15 protein-coding genes are annotated in these 16,724 nt (G+C 51.4%); 1 reads left to right on the plus strand and 14 read right to left on the minus strand.

Features of this window, described 5'->3' with window-relative positions; all coding sequences use genetic code 11:
• Positions 1–44: 44 nt before the first annotated feature.
• From IEY46_RS22760 to IEY46_RS22820, 13 genes are all read right to left on the minus strand, one after another.
• Positions 45–2,102, minus strand: coding sequence for a LuxR C-terminal-related transcriptional regulator (locus IEY46_RS22760; protein WP_188995312.1), 2,058 nt, complete (start codon positions 2,100–2,102; stop codon positions 45–47).
• 250 nt (positions 2,103–2,352) lie between these two features.
• Positions 2,353–2,682, minus strand: coding sequence for a four-helix bundle copper-binding protein (locus IEY46_RS22765; protein WP_188995314.1), 330 nt, complete (start codon positions 2,680–2,682; stop codon positions 2,353–2,355).
• A gap of 98 nt (positions 2,683–2,780) precedes the next feature.
• On the minus strand, positions 2,781–3,362 hold the full coding sequence (locus IEY46_RS22770) for a YdhK family protein (RefSeq protein ID WP_188996130.1): 582 nt from the start codon (positions 3,360–3,362) through the stop codon (positions 2,781–2,783).
• Between the two features lie 154 nt (positions 3,363–3,516).
• A complete protein-coding gene (locus IEY46_RS22775) occupies positions 3,517–4,596 on the minus strand; it encodes a sensor histidine kinase (protein ID WP_188995316.1) in 1,080 nt (359 codons plus the stop codon).
• Positions 4,593–5,285, minus strand: coding sequence for a response regulator transcription factor (locus IEY46_RS22780; protein WP_188995318.1), 693 nt, complete (start codon positions 5,283–5,285; stop codon positions 4,593–4,595). The genes IEY46_RS22775 and IEY46_RS22780 overlap by 4 nt, the downstream gene beginning before the upstream one ends.
• Positions 5,286–5,312: 27 nt before the next feature.
• Positions 5,313–5,966, minus strand: a complete 654-nt coding sequence (locus IEY46_RS22785; RefSeq protein ID WP_308422835.1) for a nitrite reductase — start codon at positions 5,964–5,966, stop codon at positions 5,313–5,315.
• 46 nt (positions 5,967–6,012) lie between these two features.
• A complete protein-coding gene (locus IEY46_RS22790; RefSeq protein WP_188995322.1) occupies positions 6,013–8,442 on the minus strand; it encodes a heavy metal translocating P-type ATPase in 2,430 nt (809 codons plus the stop codon).
• A 30-nt stretch (positions 8,443–8,472) separates the two neighbouring features.
• On the minus strand, positions 8,473–8,673 hold the full coding sequence (locus IEY46_RS22795; RefSeq protein WP_188995324.1) for a cation transporter: 201 nt from the start codon (positions 8,671–8,673) through the stop codon (positions 8,473–8,475).
• Between the two features lie 335 nt (positions 8,674–9,008).
• Positions 9,009–9,338, minus strand: a complete 330-nt coding sequence (locus tag IEY46_RS22800) for a metal-sensitive transcriptional regulator (protein WP_188995326.1) — start codon at positions 9,336–9,338, stop codon at positions 9,009–9,011.
• A 140-nt stretch (positions 9,339–9,478) separates the two neighbouring features.
• Positions 9,479–10,486 carry an LLM class flavin-dependent oxidoreductase gene (locus tag IEY46_RS22805; protein ID WP_188995328.1) on the minus strand — a complete coding sequence of 336 codons (1,008 nt, stop codon included), beginning with the start codon at positions 10,484–10,486 and terminating at the stop codon, positions 9,479–9,481.
• Between the two features lie 95 nt (positions 10,487–10,581).
• Positions 10,582–11,505, minus strand: a complete 924-nt coding sequence (locus IEY46_RS22810) for a S66 peptidase family protein (RefSeq protein ID WP_188995330.1) — start codon at positions 11,503–11,505, stop codon at positions 10,582–10,584.
• 142 nt (positions 11,506–11,647) lie between these two features.
• Positions 11,648–11,935: a DUF6509 family protein gene (locus IEY46_RS22815; protein WP_188995332.1), complete on the minus strand. Its 288-nt coding sequence runs from the start codon at positions 11,933–11,935 to the stop codon at positions 11,648–11,650.
• A gap of 138 nt (positions 11,936–12,073) precedes the next feature.
• The gene (locus IEY46_RS22820) at positions 12,074–13,207 is read right to left on the minus strand and encodes an acyltransferase (RefSeq protein ID WP_188995334.1); all 1,134 of its coding nucleotides are present in this window, start codon (positions 13,205–13,207) and stop codon (positions 12,074–12,076) included.
• A 222-nt stretch (positions 13,208–13,429) separates the two neighbouring features.
• Between IEY46_RS22820 and IEY46_RS22825 the strand changes: the two genes are divergently transcribed.
• The gene (locus IEY46_RS22825; RefSeq protein WP_188995336.1) at positions 13,430–13,942 is read left to right on the plus strand and encodes a GrpB family protein; all 513 of its coding nucleotides are present in this window, start codon (positions 13,430–13,432) and stop codon (positions 13,940–13,942) included.
• 304 nt (positions 13,943–14,246) lie between these two features.
• Here the strand turns inward: IEY46_RS22825 and IEY46_RS22830 are convergent, their stop codons facing one another.
• Complete coding sequence (locus tag IEY46_RS22830; RefSeq protein WP_188995338.1) at positions 14,247–16,556, minus strand: helix-turn-helix domain-containing protein; 2,310 nt, start codon at positions 16,554–16,556, stop codon at positions 14,247–14,249.
• Between the last annotated feature and the right edge of the window lie 168 nt (positions 16,557–16,724).

Below are 16,724 nucleotides of genomic sequence, written 5' to 3' on the forward strand. Positions count from 1 at the left end.
TAAGGTAAAAAAGCCCACACCGCATAAGGGTGTGAGCTTTGGGCTCAGCTTATCTTTGGATTCACCGCCAGCAGCTTGATCAATTGGGTGCGTCCCTTTACCGACAGCTTGCTGTAAATGGAGCTGACATGCTTTTTGACTGTAATTTCGCTGACAAAAAGCGCCCTGGAAATTTCCGCATTGGTCAGGCCGTCGAGAACAAGCGCAACGACCTCCCGTTCCCGTTTGGATAACTGCATTTCATGTTCGCTGGATATGTGCAGCTCATCCGGGAATCCGCCCCGTTTTAACAAAAAGCGGAGAAACTCCCCCAGCTTGTCTCCACGAGTATCAATGACAAAGGTCGGTGTAGGCGTCTTGCCGTCATAGTTATGGTGCACGACACCCGGCATCATACGGAAACCGAGGTTCAGATGAGCTTCGCGGAAAAAATCCAAAGGAGGCGGGGAAGTGACGAAAATACCGCCCGAGCACATGTACGAAAACATCAAATACATCGTCTCCATGAACATATCGGGATTTTGCCAATCCCCGTAATCGATCGTCCGTATAAACCATCCCGCCTGATCCGGAGGCTCAACCTCCAGAAGCTTGCGCTCGGCTTCCGGCAACGAAGACAAATAAGGGCTGGCGAACGGATCCTCGTCAAGCACAGGCAGTGTCATCTTATGAATAGGTACGATCACGGCAAGACCTACCGTTCTTCCGTCGGTGGTGCGAAGGAGCATTCCCGCTTGTTGATCGAGCTCGACCCATGTGCGTAAATTCAGATGCTTGATCGTAAACGTCATATCTTCCTTGCCTTCAAACTCATCATAGAATTGATTGGTTTCCGGATCCATACCGGCGAGCGTTAGCGGGGTGGCCTCATCGAGCCTTCTGCGCAAATAGGCTTCGCCCTCGCTCAAGTTCGACAACGTCAATGGCTCCCAAACATACTGGCCTCTGGAATAGGTTTGAATAATCGCACGTAGAATCGGAACACCGGTATAATAAAATAACTCGCCCACTTCCCATGCGGTGTTTCGGTAAGGAGCGGAATGGCGAATCCGGGCCGCATAATATTGTACCGCTCTGCCCCTGAGCCGTTCAAAATAAGCCGGCGTTCGCTCCTCCAGCTGCTTGCGCATGGCAAGCCGCATCAGGTCGTGCAGCATCCAACCGCGTTCTGTCTTACGGACAAAAGACATGGAGATCAGATGGCTGAAGGTTTCATCTTCGATTTCCTGGTCCAGGATCACCTGCAGCACTTCACGATTAATACGCAGCAGAACCGCCGCCGCTTCGACCACTTTCCGAAGGTGGGCGTCCGGTACTTCGCGCAGCCACGCTTTGGCCAGATGGTCAAACCATCCCGACTCATCTATCGACGAGCTCATCCAGTCCGCGTGGGGTGAAACATCAGCGGCCAGCGCAAGTGCAAGAGGATGACCGCCCGTTTTAAACCAGATGCGTTCGATTTGTTGCTCATCCATTATGCCGCATTGATTGAGATAAACCGCGCTGTCCTCATTGGTCAAATTTCCGAGCGGCATAAATAGCAGACGCTCCCGCAGAGCGGGGGATATGATCCATTTCCCACTCAGCTTGTATCGGCCTGCAATCACCAGCAGCATGTTGTCTGGAAGCCATTTAATAAACTGATCCCGAAGCCAGTTATCCAACTCGCCCATTTCCTCATACGTGTCTAGAGCCAGCACGACCTTCACTTCCGAAGCCAATTGTTTCAACCTGGTCAGGCAGGCAACCAGCGAATTTGGATACTGCACTCTCTCACCTGATGGAACCGGCAGCTGCAGAAGCAGCTCACGGCATAACAAATCTCCTTTATGATTAAAGTCGCGGCTGTCCAGATACAGCATGACGGCACCTGCCCGCTGCGCCTGCCGGCGAAACGAATCAATAAGGAAACTTTTTCCAATCCCAGCTGTGCCGTATACATTCCAGATCGTCTTGCCGCCGACGGATTCACCTGAAATGCTGCGTTGAAAAAGCGCAAGCTGCTCGGCCCGCCCTGCGATAAACTGATCCTGCCGCTCTTCGAGAGCGCTCATCGATTCCTGCAGAGCCATCGAAGCAGATTTTCCTTTATCGTTTGCCATGATCACCATTCCTCTGCGTAAGCAACAAAATACACTTTCCTGATCTTTCTATATAAACTCATATTATGTTTTAACGCAGGTTTATGTAAAGAGTGAAAAAAGCAAAATATTGGATTTTTTTGTCGAATACGAAAACCACATGGAGTTGTTATACTCTCGCATGTGGTCCGTTATTCGTTATGATATTTTAAGTACATACTTTTCGGATTATAACAATGGTCGTAGTGAATGTCGTAGTGAAGCGGCAAGCTTAGCTGGCCATAGCCCTGCAAGCCTTGGCGCAGGAGAAACATGCTTCGGCACAGCGCTGGCAGTGCTCATGATCATGCTTTTTGCATTCATTTCCGCAAGCCTCGCAAACGTCGGCACAAATCCGGCAAAGCTCCTGTGCATAAGAACTGTTGCGGGACATCGCTTGTGCTGCAAAGGCACAAATGTCGGCACATTCGCGGTCCAGCCGGATGCACTCTTTCATCATCGCAACGTGCTCTTCATTCAAACAGGCATCAAAACAGTGATTGCATGCCTGCATACATTTCAGGCATTCGTCGATACAATGTTGAAATTTTTCATGGGACATGTTGGTCACCTCCTTTAAAAATTTCATACCTTACTATGTTACCCTATCAAAGGGCGATGTAACCTGGCAGGGTTAGGGGCACATTTTCCGACCTGTCATCAACCACCGGTTGTTCCTGCACTCGAAAGCTCGCTTTCTGTCACCCACTTATGATTCTTCACCATTTCTCCGCCCGTAGCCGGCATATAATCAACCATATAGACCGTTGTTTGCTCGGCGGAATCAATGGTAGCTTCAGCGCCATCCATGCCTTCCATATGTTCGGCCTGCAGGACAACTTTATCCCCGGGTTTGAATGGTTCTTCACCGGCGTTCTTCAATTCCTCATGAATCACCCATTTATGATGGGTCACCTTTTCGCCACCGGTAGTCGGGGAATAGGACACGGCATATACAGTTGTGCTGTACGCCCCTGCGATTGTTGCATTCGCTCCATTCATCCCTTCCATGTGATCCGTATTCATCGTCGCCTGGCTGCCCACCTTAAAGGTGGGATTCTTTGCCTCTTCCAGACCTGCAGGAACTTCGCCGGAACTGGAGTGATTCATACCGTCCATGGAATTATGGCTATTATGGTTCGTGTTCGCCGGGTTCTCATTGTTTGTACTTTTGCCACATGCACTTAGAGCAAGAACAACCACGATAACGGCACCGAATATCCATTTCCTATTTATTTTCATTTTCATTTGCACAGCATCTCCCCTCTTTCGCACCCGCAGCAGCCACCGATTAGCATTGGCAGTTTCATCTGCGAGCTTGCCCGCGGATTCAGCAGTGACAGCTTTGAATACGATAAGTGTAACTCATACTTATGAAGATCCTGTGTAGGTTCCATTAGTATACATTCGGAAGCTGAATCGTAAATTTAGTGCCAATGCCCGTCTGGCTTTCTACTCTTATCTGCCCCCCGTGGGCGGCTGTTAGCTGCTTGACTATGGTTAGTCCGAGCCCGCTTCCGCCTGTACTTCGAAGCCGCGATTTATCCGACCGGTAGAACCGCTCGAACACGTAAGGCAAATCTTCCTGCGATATCCCTATTCCCGTATCTTGCACAACAAGAAGCACATTTCCGCTCTCTTCCGATCCCTGAATCCGAACTTCACCCTGGCTTGGCGTGAACCGCAGCGCATTGGTAAGCAGATTGACGAGAATCTGTATCATGCGGTCGTGATCGGCATATACTCGAATGCCGGGATCGACTGACCTTTTTAAGTGAACGTTTTTCTCCCGGTAAGCTGCAGCCGCCAGCTCCACGCTTCGCTCAATAACCGCAGATAGCGGCACTTCCCTTTGCGCCAATTGAAACCCGGGCGATTCCACCTGCATCAGATCTTCCAGTTCGGTTACCAGCTGCGTCAATCGCTCGATTTCTTCATAACAGGAATGAATGCGCTCAGGTGTCGGGGCCCAAATACCATCTTCCAGCGCGCGCATATGACTTTTTAGCGTTGTCAACGGGGTTCGGAGCTCGTGGGCAATGTCTTCGGTCATGGTGACGCGCAGCTGCTCCTGCCGCTGCAATTGCTCCGCGAGCGTATTTAACGAGGTGCCTAATTCCGCAAGCTCGTCTTGACCCTGAAGGGACACTCTCGAACCCCATTCCCCAATTGTCATACGTTCCGCCACCTGTTTCATATGCACCAATGGAGCTGAAATCCGTTTGGCCACGTAGAAACCAAGAAAGACGGCCAGCACAATGGATGCCAGGCACGTCCATATAATCGTCTGCACCAGCGCTTGTTCCAAATGGTAGTCCAGCTGCGGCAAATCATGATTCATGCCGGGGGCTTGCGACTTATAGATCGCGAAGTGGTAGTGCGTAGTCAAAATGACGCTGACAGAAGAAATGAGGATAATTCCAGCCGCAAATCCAATCATAATTAGAGCAAGTCGTGTATGAAGCCGCCTGTTCATGGGGTCCCGCCTGCGAACCGGTAGCCAGAACCGTATACCGTTACAATATAGGCAGGGGTCTTGGCATCACGTTCGATTTTTTGCCGGGTGTTTTTAACATGCTGATCAATCGCGCGGATATCGCCGTCAAAATCATACCCCAGTACGCGTTCAATTAATTCTTCCCGCGTAAAATGCCGCTGCGGATATTTTGCCATGGCAAGCAGCAGCTTGTATTCATTGGGTGTCAGGTTCACCAGCTGGCCGTCACAGAACACCTGCTGCTTCAGTGAATCAATAATCAGCTGCCCATCGTTAAAGGCCAAACGATCAGCCAGCAAAAGTTGGTCGTCGGAACGCCGTAAGATGGCCCGTACCCGGGCGACCACTTCGCGCGGGTCAAAAGGTTTAATTAAGTAATCGTCAGCTCCCAGGGATAACCCCTTAATCCGGTTGTTTTCCGAAACCTTCGCGGTCAGCATCATAATCGGAACGGAATGGATGAGACGAATCGATTGGCAGACCTGTTCGCCCTCCATATCTGGAAGCATGAGATCCAGAATAACGAAATCAACCGATTCATTTCTCACGATCCGCACGGCGTCGCTGCCCGTTTCGGCTTCTAACGTCTGAAAGCCTTCTTGTTTTAAATAGCATACGACGACATCCCGAATTTTCGCCTCATCATCGACGACTAATATGGTTTTCATAACTGCCCTCCATAAAACGCCTATTGTCTAACCCTGTCCAACACCCCTAAGATTTCCAGTTGGAAACGGCTGCGCAGCGAATTCACGGAGTGATTCCATCGTTATGCGTTCCACGAATCTGCTGAACTTCTCTTTCTTTTTCCCTTGTTCCTGAAAAGTGGAAATCAATCGGGAAACAACCGGAATCACCTGTTCTTCCTCCACACCGGACATAAAGAGCGTAGCGAGATGAGCCTTCAAACCTTTCGCTTCACCGCCGACGTAAATGTCGAATGTATCCTTCATCTTCACGACGGCAATATCCTTCAGCAGCGGTTCGCTTGTTCCCAGGGCGCATCCCGCGTATCCGATTTTCAGCGGACTCGGTACCTCCTGGCCTGAAATCGCCTCATCCAGCGCCTTGGCCAGTTCCAGACCGGCCTCCTCCGCACCTTTGCAGAAATTACAGGCGATCAAGCTTTTGGTGACAAAACCCGATGGAAGGATCTGCAGGCCCGCCTCCCGAAGCTCACCCTGCACTTCTTCCAACCGATCCTCTTCCATGGCGATATAGAGCTGCTTGAACGTGGTTATTTCGATTTCGGAATTTTCGCCTGAGATACGTCCTATAATTTCCAGCTGCTCCGGTTTAATTAATACACCGCCTACTCCAAATCCGGGGGAAACGGCAAATTTCTTCACGGCCAACCCAATCACTCTCCCATATTCTGAATGAACTCAAGGCCTCTTATACCTTCATCCGCTGCAGCCGAAGTGCATTGAGCACCACCGAGACGGAGCTTAACGCCATCGCGGCTCCTGCAACCCAGGGGGCTAACAAGCCGAGTGCGGCAATCGGAATCCCCAATGTGTTGTAGCCAAGCGCCCAGAACAGGTTTTGCCGGATGTTGCTCATCGTCTTGCGGCTCATATAGATCGCATCCGGGATGCTGTTCAGATCGCCGCGCATGAGCGTAACGTCAGCGGCTTCCATCGCCACATCCGTTCCGGTCCCAATTGCCATGCCGATATCCGCCATAGCCAGCGCGGGGGCGTCATTGATGCCGTCGCCGACCATCGCTACCTTCTTGCCTTGCGCCTGCAGCTTCTTCACTTCTTCCGCTTTGCCTTCGGGCAGCACTTCCGCCCGGACATGATCAATCCCGACTTGTCTGGCGATCGCCTGGGCCGTGCGTTCATTGTCGCCTGTAATCATAATGACCTCGATGCCCAATTCCTTCAGCCGCGCTATCGCTTCCGTGGAGGTTTCTTTAACGGTATCGGCCACTGCGACAAGACCCGCATATTCGCGGTCGACCGCGATCAGCATGGCTGTCTTTCCTGCTTCCTCCAGCTGCGTCATGCGAGCCATGGCCCCTTCGACCGCAACTTCATATTTGGCCATTAGTTTGCGCGTACCGGCCAAAACTTCTCTGCCTTCGACGACTGCGCGGATACCGTAACCTGGAATCGCCTCGAATTCATCGGTTGCCGGAAGCTGAATGCCTTTAGCCGTGATACCCGTTACAATCGCCTCCGCAAGCGGATGCTCCGAGTTCTTCTCAGAAGATCCAACCAAGCGGAGAAAAGCCTGCTCCTCCATATGTTGGGTGAAAACATCCGTAAGCTCCGGCTTGCCCTTCGTCACGGTGCCGGTTTTGTCAAGAATAATGGTGTCGATCTTATGCGTCGATTCCAGATGTTCGCCGCCTTTGAAAAGTACGCCAAGCTCCGCGGCGCGGCCTGAACCTGCCATAATCGACGTAGGCGTGGCGAGTCCCAGCGCACATGGGCATGCAATGACCAAAATGGCTATTGCCTTCTCCAGCGCACCGGCAAAATCGCCGGGTGTGACCCAGAAATACCATACCACGAACGCGGCAGCCGCAATGCCGACAACGATCGGTACGAAAATGCCGGAGATGACATCGGCTACCCGTTGAATCGGCGCCTTCGAGCCTTGTGCTTCTTCCACAACCTTGATGATCTGGGCAAGCGCCGTTTCCTTGCCGACTTTCGTCGCCTTCACGGTCAGCCTGCCGTTCTTGTTGATGGTCGCACCGATGACGTTGTCTCCCGCCTTCTTCTCGACAGGGATACTCTCTCCTGTCAGCATCGATTCATCGACAGCGGAACTTCCTTCAATGACTTCCCCGTCAACCGGTATCTTCTCTCCCGGTTTAATCACAACGATGTCCCCGGCCAGCACATCTTGAACCGGAACCGTCAACTCCTGCCCGTCGCGGATGACCAAAGCCGTCTTAGCCTGCAGCCCCATCAGCGTTTTGATCGCTTCGGAAGTGCGTCCTTTGGCAAGCGACTCGAACAGCTTTCCGAGAATGACGAGTGTGATCAAGACCGCGCTTGTTTCGTAATACATCGAAGGGCCATGATGGGCCATGCTGCCCATCGATGCCCATTCTATCGTTAAATAAAGGCTGTAGAAGTAGGCCGCCGATGTTCCGAGAGACACGAGCACATCCATATTCGCACTTTTATTGCGAAGGGCTTTGAACGCACCGACGTAAAACTGCTTGCCGATGTAGAACTGGACCGGCGTCGCCAGCGCCAACTGGAACCATGGATTCATGAAAAGCTCAGGCATCCAGATCCAGGACAGGAATGAAAAGTGACTGACCATGGACCAGAGCAGCGGCAAGGAAAGAATCGCGGAGATGAGCAGCTTGCGTTTCTGCTGCGAAATGGCTTTCTCGCGATGCTCCGCGGGATCGGCGGCCTCCTGCTTCGGAATCGCCTGATAGCCGAGCTTCTCTACCCGGGCTTGAATATCGGCAATCGAAACAGATGACGGGTTGTATTCCACCCGGGCGCTCTCCACCGCGAAGTTAACGACAGCACTTGTCACACCAGGCATTTTGTTTATCGTTTTTTCGATCTTGACCGCACATGCGGCGCAGTACATGCCGACGAGCTGCAAATCGACAACTTCCTTCACCGTATCATAGCCGAGCTTCTGAATCGTTTGTTCCATTTGCGGAACCGTTACTTTATTCGGATCGTACGTGACCGTTGCCCGTTCGAGGGCAAAGTTCACGTTCGCTTCTGCGACCCCTTCGATTTTACTGAGTCCTTTTTCAATTCGGTTTGCACATGCTGCACACGTCATGCCGGTTAGCTGCAACGACGTTTGCTCCGATTCCAACCTGGCTGCGTCCATCACGAACACCTCGCTTCTTTTTCTGATTATTTACTCCACTTCGTATCCCTGTTCTTCGATCGTTTCCTTAACGGCCTCGAGCGTCAGCTTGCTTTCGTCGTACGCAACAGCAACCGTACCTCCGCTCAGGTCCACTTTACCGCTCGCGCCGATTGTTGCCAGCGCGCCTTCGATTGAATTGACACAATGCCCGCAGGACATTCCTTCGACATTCAGTATGACGTTCTTCATGTTTCATTTCTCCTTTATAATCGAATGGGTTCTTTCATAACTTTTGAAAGTTGTGCAGCAGTTCAACAACAATTGCGGAATCTCCCTGTTACATACGAGTTACCATGCATTCTTTAAGATGCCCTTTCAAGAGAACTTTACGTCCCCCGTCAAGATACGGTCTATCGCGGAGGCAATTTGATTTAACACCTGAATAGCTTCCAAGCGTTATCACCTCCTTGTATCGTAGTATACCCCTCTACCCTATATTGAGTCAACTACTTTTTTAGGTTACCCCCCAACCCTATATTACAATCTGCAGAAAAAGGACTCTTTCGAATCCCTGGGGCTAGCATTTATTTCATTAATTTATTGATCGTAATTAAGAGCTCATCCAGCACTTCATTCTCGCCTTCTTGAATCCGTTCGATGACGCAGCTCTTCATATGGTGTTCCAGAAGCAGCTTTCCGACACCGTTCAAAGCGGACTGGACCGAAGCAATTTGATTAAGCACATCGTCGCAATAAGTGTCTTTCTCGATTAGTCCCTTGATTCCTCTCACTTGGCCTTCAATTCGATTCAGTCTGCTAATGAGATTGTTTTTGGTTTTGTCGGAATGATGGCTTTTGCGCCCATCAGTACCGCATGATTCATGTTTATTCGTTTCTTGAATGCGTTCATCCATGCGACCTCGCCCCCTTTTCTTATATTGTACCATAGCCCCCCTACCCTATACAAAGAAATAAATGGCTCCGCCTTTGCGTATGCCAGTCTCCACCAGCAACATGACAGCCGCAGAGCGGCTGCCTCTTCATCCTATTCCATTCACTCTACTGCCGACAGTTCAAACGCCTCCGCCAGCAGCTTGAACGAGGTCCGCTTCGCTTCATAATCATGCACCATCGTCGCGATCATGATCTCGTCGGTATCATATTCCCTGCCGAGGCGCAGCAGCTGCTCCTTCACCGTCTCCGGGGAGCCGACGACCACACGCTTGCGGTTCTCCCGCACCCGCATTTTCTCCACCTCGGAATAACGGTAGGCCAGCGCTTTCTCCGGCGGCACAATGCCGACGAACTTGCCCTGCTCCAGCAATAAAAATTGATAATCGAAGCTTGAAGCCAGCCGCTCCGCCTCTTCATCGGTTTTGGCGCAGACGACGAATATCGCCGCCATGGATTTGGGTTTGCCGCCATGGCGCATGGGAGCGAAATTCGCCTTGTAATCCCTCATATAGTTGGCCCCGCCGCTGCCATTGATGAATTGGGCGAATGCAAAGGACAGACCCCGTTCTGCGGCAAGCATGGCACTGTCTCCGCTTGAGCCGAGCAGCCATACCTCCGGCGCCGAGCTGATCGAAGGCGAAGCCGTAAGCCCTGGAAAGCGATGTTCCCTGTGGCTGGCGACATTCAGATAATGCAGCAGATCCTCGATTTGCTGCGGATACCGGTCGACTGTACCGGCATTTCCCTCCTGCAGCGCCCTCGTGGCAATCGGCATCCCGCCGGGCGCGCGTCCCAGCCCCATATCGATCCGCCCGGGGTACAGAGCTTCCAGGAGGCGGAAGTTCTCCGCTACTTTATATGCGCTGTAATGAGGCAGCATAACGCCGCCTGAACCCACGCGGATCGTTGTGGTATTCGCCGCGATATGGGAGATGAATACTTCCGGGCTCGAATGTGCCAGACTTTCCGTGTTATGATGCTCCGAAACCCAGAACCGGTGATAACCCATCCGTTCCGCCAGCTCGGCCAGCCTGACTGTCTGCTTCAAGGCCTCCGCGGCACTGCTTCCCTCTGGAATCGGCGATTGGTCCAAAACGCTTAAGCGCATCCTCTTCACACCCTCTTTGGTCTTTCATTATCAAGACAACCCGTATATTCATGATAACGAAAGGGACCGCCAAGCGCAAACGCGCACCGGTATCTTTAGTAACGCACGGCCGGCTCCAGCAGTGTGACGGTAGCGGTGAAGCTGTTAAGATTCGCCTGCACCCCGATTGGAACAGCCGCTTTATAGCGCCCGTGGCCGGAGGCCAGATTGATAATAAGCGGTTTGCCCAGCGGGACAATAATCTCATCGATCAGTTCTGCATAGGAGACACCATAAGCATCTGCGCAATCCGTACATTGTCCCATCAGGATCGCAGAGGCATCCTGAAACTTCCCAGCCAGCTTCATCTGTTCCACATACCGGTATACCTTATTGACCGGTTCATGCGTTTCTTCAATAAACAGAATTTTCCCCAACGTATCGATTTCATAAGGCGTGCCAAGCGAACCGGTAATCGAGGTCAGATTTCCGCCGACAATCGGGCCTGTTACGTTGCCCGCCACCTTGCTCTCAAGCGGCATATCCGGCGGATTGAGCAGCAAGCGGGGAGCTTCAAGGGATGAAGTCGCGGTAAAAAATTGCTCGAAATTGTAAGGCGGCGTTGACGCCTTGAAATCCAGCAGCAGCAGGCTGTGCAGGGTCACGATGCCGGCAAACTGGTACAGTGCGTTCAACAGGACCGTAATATCGCTGTAGCCACTGATCAGTTTTGGATGGTTATGGATAAGGGCGTAGTCCAGGTAGGGAAGAATGCCTTCCACTCCCACCCCTCCCCGGACCGGCAGGATCATCTTCACATCAGGATTGACAAACATGCTCATCAAATCCTCTGCCCGCTGCTCATCCGAACCAGCCAGAAATCCATTTTCGGTATAAACATAACGTCCCAGAACGACTTGAAGCCCCATGCTTTTCAGATAAGCAATCCGTTCATTTATGGTGTTCTCCGGCAGCGGGCTTCCCAGCGAAACAATCCCGATGGTATCTCCCGCCTGCAGCGCAAACGGTCTAATCGTCATCCTCACCAACCTCCATCCCATCTTCCTCTATGATCAGATTATGTAGGGAGGCAGAATGCATATGCAGTTGCCGCATAAAAAAAGAGAGCGTACCGGACCCTTCCGGTCCGCATACCCTCTTCCTGCCACTGCTATTTCCGGGTTATTCCGGCAAATGTTCCTTGCAAAAAGCGGCAATCGCTTCCTGCTCGTCCTCTTCCATTTCAAAATCCAATATCAGATCAGTTGTCCGCTCATGCAATTCATACTTGAGAATGCCTTCGCGGTTCTCGTCTACCATGTAAATAAGTTTAATATAAACGCCTTTATCGGAGTGCAGCTCGTCTTCCTCCGGCACATCCAGATCGAGCACAAACTCATAACGTTTCCCCGTCAAGATCCCGAATGGATCCTTTACCAAATCCGCAGTGTATTCCGTAACTTTAAACATTTGATCATCCTCTCTGGCACATCTGGAACTTATTATACCTTACCCAGGATGTAAAAAGGTCAGTTTTCACGTTATTCCCCAAAATCGCTCTGCCAATACGCTGGATATGGGAAAAGGACGATTGCCCGGAAGCCCTGCCTAATGTTGGCCATGAAATTTTGCGGGTACTTTTCCGAACAGAATCCAGGCTCCCTTGACAGTACGGTAAGCAGCCAGCAGGACCAGCAAAGAGCATCCCAACGAAACGCCATAGCCACCCGCTATCCATAGGGGATATTCCCAGAGCGGATTGAAATCCGGCGGATACAGCTTGTAAATCATCAGGAAAAAAGGATGAATCAGATAAACGCCAAAGGAAAGCGAAGCCAAATCAATGATCAGTTTTTGAAAAGCCGGCGAAACCCATTTCAGAACCAGAAAGGAAATTTGAGTCATGACCAGGATCGAGGAGAAGGTGAACACATTATACCCTGCCTCATACCAGACCGACTCATACCATTCCCCTGTCACTCTGGTGACATACCACATGCCGGAGAAGCCGGCCGCGCTGCCCAGCCAGACGATCCACAAGGCAATGGAAGCATATCCCTTCCCCGACCGCCAGTGGCCGCGATCCAAAATTAACCACCCCTTCATTTTGTCAAAATAAATACCCACGAAGGCACCGAGCAAAAAAGGAGCGAAATAAGTCAAAGACACGCTTCCTTTGGAGGAGAGCAGGAAGATATAGCGGTTAGCCGCATAAAATGCCCATTGAACCGCGAAGCCGATCGGAATCGCCCATTTGGCCAGATGCGGCCGCTTCTGAAAGAGAAGCAAGAGAAATGGAAACAGCAGATAAAGCTGAATCCCGATAAAAACATAATACAGGTGAAAATAGGCGGTACCATTCGAAAGCTTCCCGGCAAACGCCAGCGCAGCGTCTCCTATATCCAGGTTGGGATCAACCGTCACCTGCCGATAAACAAAATAGAATAATGAAATCATCACGTAGGGGATCAGGATGTATGTAAATCTTTTTTTGAAGAACGTCATCATGTTTTTGGCCGTGAACGGCTGCTCGTAATAATTATAAAACAATACAAAGCTGGTTAAAAAAATAAAGGCCGGCACACAAAACATTGAAATGGAATTCAGAAAAGAAAACAGGCCAAAATACGAGGACCCCGTCTCTGCGCTGACCGCCGAGGACGTCGCATGAACCATAAGTACAGCAAGTATACTGATCGCCCGAAGAACAGCCATCTCTTGAACAGTTTCTTTTGAAGCCACACGATCCTTCCTCTCTGCTTCTCCAATATCGATCCCGTAGAAATCAGAAGCCTTGTGTCTGAAGCTGTTGAGCATTTCTTCTAGTATTTAAGACAATCCGGTTAATTCGAATCGGTTGATCGCAATAATGGGTATGGTATTATATTCCTGGACGATTTATCATCGCTCGCAAGCTCCGGGGATAGTTGACAAAAACGTTCTGTCTAGTTAGGGGGATGACACATGGATTGCGAAGTTACAATTGCCGAATATAACCCGGGATGGGTCGCGCAGTTTGAACAGGAACAAGCAAAGCTTCAAGCAGTCTTGCCTGATAAGTCCATCGTCATTGAGCATATCGGAAGCACCTCCGTAGAAGGCCTTCCTTCAAAACCGATATTGGATATCGCAATTGGCGTACATGATCTTGAGGAAGCGGACGCTTTTATAACGCCATTAGGTGAGTTGGATTACGAGTATGTACCCAAAGCGGATTTTCCAAACCGAAAATTTTTCAGAAAAGGGAAATGGCGCAGAGGCACTCATCATTTGCATGTGTATGAGCTCGGCAGCGAGGAATGGAACAATAATCTGCTGTTTCGAAATTATTTAAGAAACCACCCGGAGAAAGTACAGGAATATGCCCGATTGAAACGGCAGCTTGCTTCACTTCATGCGGATGACCGTGAAACGTACACCAAGCTTAAAGCGCCTTTCATTCATTCCATACTTGATTTAGCGGGAAGCAAGATTTAATCCATGTCCATGATGGGCTGATTGTACAGGTTTATTCATATGACATGGTGGATGTTTTCGATGGGATGTGGACACCATCGTGTCCAGACGCATCGTGCCGACCGCTTCGACGTGCGTCTCACCGTACCGGCTGACCAGGGCGACGAGCCCAGGAATCTTCCCGGACTCGACATGCCGTGCCCGCACATCGCGCTTCTACGCAGCCCATACCAGGTTCCGGCCTTCCGTGAGAAACAGCTTTTCGTAGCACTCTATATAGCCAGCCAAAACTGCTCCTGAATACGTTCCCTGTTCGTCAAGCGGTTTAGTTTTTGGCAATATTGCGGTATTGAATCGGCGTGATGCCTTCGACTTTTTTGAATTTGCGAATGAAGTTCGTCGAGTCTACGTAGCCGACCTCGTTCATAATGTCTTTGAGCAGCAAATCGGTTGTTTTCAGCAGCTTTTTCGCCTGATCCATCCGGATCGAATCGATATATTTCATCAGCGGACAGCCGGTATGGTCTTTGAAAAATCGCGTCGCGTAAGACGGAGAGACGCCGAACCGGTTCGCGATCGATTCGAGGTCAATCGTCTGATCCGAATACTGCTGGGCGACGTAAACCTTGATATTCTCCAGCAGCTCGATATTCTTGCTCTCTTTTTTCGCTTCCACGTACCGGCATACGTTGCGGCATATCGAGACGACGAGACGTTCCAGTTCCTCGATCGTTTCGAAGCGCGGAACGAACAGCTGCTGCATCGTTTCCCCCAGATCGTCGTCGATTTCGATTTCCAGCTCGATGAGCGTTTTCATCATATTGTTGACGATATCGAAGCAGATGCATTCCGCCGCCTCGAGCGACACGTCCGTTTCCACGATGTGGCCAAACGCCTCGCGAACGGCCGGCTCGACCTGAATCATGTTCCCTTGCTTGATCGCCTTCACGATCCGGTCGATCCGGTCGACGGGGTAGACGTACTCTCCGCTTGGGCGGGGCCCGATCTCGGCAAACAGAAACACCTGGTCGCCTCCCTTCACGAACCGGTACCTTGCGGCATGACTTGCTTCTACGAACGATTGCGGAACGGAGGTCAAATCGTCGTAAATGCCCCCGATACCGACGGTTACTGTAAGCCGGAAATATTGCCGGAAAAACGCCTTTGCCTTCACGGCCAGTTCCCGCAAAACGTCGGCATCGTCAAAGCCTTCGTTCAAATTGACCAAAAAAGCGATGCTGCGGCCGTCCATCAGCTCGGCTCCATATCCGGCTCCCGACTCCAAGGCGAGCTCCTCGACCACCTTCATCAAGCTGTACGTCAGCACCTCCTGCATCTTCTCTGAATTGTCCTGCCGAAAGCGGTTGTAATCGTCAATCAGCACAATCATGACGGCGTAGTGGGGTTTGTCGAGCTGGATATTGGAAAATTGCATAATGTCGCTCATTTCCGCTTTCGTGCTCAGCTTCCCCTTGAGCAGCGTCAGCAGCACCTGCTCGCGGAGCGTGCGGCCTTGGCTGCGCAGCTGATGCTGCAAGCTCTGCTTCTCACTGGCCATGAGGCCGACAGCCCGGGAAATGTAATCGATCTCGTCGCTCGAACCTACTAGCGGCTCGGACCGCGCCTCGCTGGAAACGATCCCGGCCAGACGCTTGAGCGGCCGGTAATGTTTGACCGAGAAGCCGAAGGCGATGGCAACCCCGATTAGGAAAACGGCTGCGATGGTCATGGTGAATATGCCGCGCTTCTCATTCACTTTCTGCATCCATTGGTCGGTCGGCAGTACCGCCACGTAAGACCATTGACGGTTGCTTGACGAATGGGTAAGCACCGAATATTTCCGGCCGTCCATGGACAATTCGCTGAAGGGAGAACGGCTTGGAATATCGTTGATTTGTTCGAGCAGGCGTATGCCGGATTCGGGCGATTCTCCTTGCGATTGACTGAACACGGTTTCGTTTCGTTCGTTCAGGATGAACAGAAAGCCGTTCGACTCCGTCAGCACGCCTTGGGCCAAATCTGTCAGCACCCGCTCGCGAATGAGGAAAAGCGCGACGCCGTAAGGGACTTCCGCGTTTAGTGGGATCGGCACCATGTAGGTGGCATACCGCCGTTCCTCAAGCCGGTTGAACAGGACCGGCTCGCTCCCTCGCATAAGCGGAGCGGACAATGTAACGGCCGTTTGCATAAACTCCGAATGGCTCCAATTGCGATAATGGTAGATCGAATCGAAAAACAGATCGGGTTTGTACGTTCCGCTTGCGGCATAAAGCTGTTTGTTGCCTGGTGCGTTGAAGGATAACACGACATCCTCGATAAACAGGTTCGTGGACAAATATTGCTTCAGCTCGGAAACCGCTTGCAGAGAACCGTATCCTCCGTCCGAGGCCATGTAAGGAGTCAGTACCGGATTGTACGACAGCTGGGAGGCAAGCCGGTTCATTTCGTTCATGCGCAGATCGACCGCATCCCGAAATTGTCCGAGGGCACCTACGGTCGTATGCTCTACTTCTTTGCGGAGCGTATCGAAAAAGTTTTGGTGCACGACGCTGCTGACGGCAACGAGCAGAACGACAACCAGCACAATATAGGAGAACAGGAAGCTGTAAAATCGTTGGCTGCGGATCATGTTCATCGGTCGCTCCTCCATACCGGTTCCGGGAGTAGTTGGTACCCGGGCTTTACAGCCGGGCAAGCGTCATATTCGCACTCTCCCGTGTACGATCCTAGCACTTTTCGCCATGCCGCCCGTTTTTCGCTCGGTACCGGTCCGTTTTATCGGTCCACACCGCTCCGGCGCCGC

This window comes from Paenibacillus nasutitermitis, assembly GCF_014641075.1.
Lineage (GTDB): Bacteria > Bacillota > Bacilli > Paenibacillales > Paenibacillaceae > Paenibacillus_Z > Paenibacillus_Z nasutitermitis.

Excerpts from the sequence above, each read along its gene's own strand:
- IEY46_RS22815 (WP_188995332.1), bottom strand. The coding sequence starts at position 11,935 with ATGTTTAAAGTTACGGAATACACTGCGGATTTGGTAAAGGATCCATTC.
- IEY46_RS22825 (WP_188995336.1), top strand. The coding sequence starts at position 13,430 with ATGGATTGCGAAGTTACAATTGCCGAATATAACCCGGGATGGGTCGCG.
- IEY46_RS22760 (WP_188995312.1), bottom strand. The coding sequence starts at position 2,102 with ATGGCAAACGATAAAGGAAAATCTGCTTCGATGGCTCTGCAGGAATCG.
- IEY46_RS22795 (WP_188995324.1), bottom strand. The coding sequence starts at position 8,673 with ATGAAGAACGTCATACTGAATGTCGAAGGAATGTCCTGCGGGCATTGT.
- IEY46_RS22775 (WP_188995316.1), bottom strand. The coding sequence starts at position 4,596 with ATGAACAGGCGGCTTCATACACGACTTGCTCTAATTATGATTGGATTT.
- IEY46_RS22765 (WP_188995314.1), bottom strand. The coding sequence starts at position 2,682 with ATGTCCCATGAAAAATTTCAACATTGTATCGACGAATGCCTGAAATGT.
- IEY46_RS22770 (WP_188996130.1), bottom strand. The coding sequence starts at position 3,362 with ATGAAAATAAATAGGAAATGGATATTCGGTGCCGTTATCGTGGTTGTT.
- IEY46_RS22810 (WP_188995330.1), bottom strand. The coding sequence starts at position 11,505 with ATGACGATTAGACCGTTTGCGCTGCAGGCGGGAGATACCATCGGGATT.
- IEY46_RS22780 (WP_188995318.1), bottom strand. The coding sequence starts at position 5,285 with ATGAAAACCATATTAGTCGTCGATGATGAGGCGAAAATTCGGGATGTC.
- IEY46_RS22790 (WP_188995322.1), bottom strand. The coding sequence starts at position 8,442 with ATGGACGCAGCCAGGTTGGAATCGGAGCAAACGTCGTTGCAGCTAACC.
- IEY46_RS22830 (WP_188995338.1), bottom strand. The coding sequence starts at position 16,556 with ATGAACATGATCCGCAGCCAACGATTTTACAGCTTCCTGTTCTCCTAT.
- IEY46_RS22800 (WP_188995326.1), bottom strand. The coding sequence starts at position 9,338 with ATGGATGAACGCATTCAAGAAACGAATAAACATGAATCATGCGGTACT.
- IEY46_RS22805 (WP_188995328.1), bottom strand. The coding sequence starts at position 10,486 with ATGCGCTTAAGCGTTTTGGACCAATCGCCGATTCCAGAGGGAAGCAGT.